We start from the raw sequence: 1,460 nt of genomic DNA, 5'->3' as shown, positions 1-1,460 counted from the left end.
ACCCTGCCAGCCAGCCCCAGGCCAGCCACGACGAAGACTTATAGGCGGTTCACAACTTGAAGTCAGCCGTGGCAGGGTTGGCCTGTGATTCGGGTGCCTGACAGGCTGCGGGAGACTTGGCAGCGCATCTCTGACGATGTGACCGCCGGGGTAGTCGTAGGGATCATTCTCATTGTGCTGGGGGGCTTGGGCACAGGAATCTGGGCCCTCGCACGAAGTGTCGGTGGAGACGACGAGCCTGCGAGTCCCCGTGAAGCAGCCCAGACGCCGCGGGAGCTGGCGGGTCTACCAACAGTATCGAGTGACGAACCATCGAGTCCGGCATCGTCACTCCCGACGCCCGTTCCACCGGCACCTCTCGTGACACCAGGTGTCCCACTCTCTCTTGAGGGCACACTGGGAGCGGCGAACCTGACGCTGGGCGAAGACAAATTGTCGTCCTGGGTCGAGGCCGCGCCAGAGGACTCCATTACTATGCGTCTCGCGCTCCAAAACACCGGCGCCCAGCCAGTCTCTGGGTTGGTTTTGCGAGCAAGACTCTTCCGTCCCGAACAGGAATCGGATGGTCTGCGCGTCCTTGACTTCACTGTTCGCAGTTCATCGTCGTCAGACGAATGGAAGATTCCCGGTGCGCAGCTCGTTCTGGAATGGCCTGCTGAAGACGGATGCGCTTTCGCTGTCGGTGGTCCGGCGGAATTTGCCAGGCCCATTAGTATCACCGACCTGACAGTCGAAGACTCGGGTGAAGCCGTTGCGCCCTTTGACTCCTGGAACAGTGAGGGGCCGGATGGAGTGGTCGTCCTGCAGGAGTTTCCATTGCCAACCGTTCAACCGAACACCACCCTAAGCTTGGTTGGCGGAGTTTCTGTCGCCAAGGTCGATGACGGCGCACATCAAATCCATGGTGCCGCGGTTCGGTTCAAGCATGAAGGTTCCGACGAGGAGTTTGAAGCCGTGGGTGAGGCAGCCGTAGGAGACACGCTTGAAGTCCTCATCTCACTGCACAACGGTTCGTGCGTGCAAGGTGATCCTTCGGTCAACGTTCGCACGTTCACCCGTGCGGAGCCGGGCCGTGGTGTCGTTAAAGTCGGTGCTCGAACGCACGACCCAATTGGCTTCTATCACCCACGGTCAACAAAGATGAGTGATGCCACCATCAATATTGAGGGTGGAGTAGATGCCAGGCTGAGTCCCCTCTCCGGAACAACCGTCCTGTGGCAGGCCGACTGCACTCGACCGGTCGAGATTGCAGATCTTCCCGACTGGATCTTCCAAGGTGGAGTAGACGTCAATGTTCCAGGATTTATCCCTCGAATGACGTGTGAGACTCATGCGCGGTACGTGACGACGCAAGTTCTCGTTGAGAGAGCCGAGTAGAACTCCGGGCGAGCAATGCCTCGCGATTGTTTGGTGGTCCAAATCCTTGAGTTCTGAACCACCAAACAAACTAGGGGACCCAC

The 1,460-nt window shown here is 58.9% G+C and carries 1 protein-coding gene; it reads left to right on the top strand.

Features of this window, described 5'->3' with window-relative positions; all coding sequences use genetic code 11:
* Nucleotides 1-474 precede the first annotated feature (474 nt).
* Nucleotides 475-1,377, top strand: coding sequence for a hypothetical protein (locus CLV56_RS20760; protein WP_157805247.1), 903 nt, complete (start codon nucleotides 475-477; stop codon nucleotides 1,375-1,377).
* Nucleotides 1,378-1,460 lie beyond the last annotated feature (83 nt).

This window comes from Mumia flava, assembly GCF_002797495.1.
GTDB classification, from domain to species: domain Bacteria; phylum Actinomycetota; class Actinomycetes; order Propionibacteriales; family Nocardioidaceae; genus Mumia; species Mumia flava.
The sequence above is the reverse complement of the archived record's forward strand: the minus strand, read 5'-3'. Positions and strand labels throughout refer to the sequence as shown.

Bases quoted from the DNA above. Each gene is read 5' to 3' on its own strand.
- CLV56_RS20760 (WP_157805247.1), top strand. From the start codon at position 475: ATGCGTCTCGCGCTCCAAAACACCGGCGCCCAGCCAGTCTCTGGGTTG.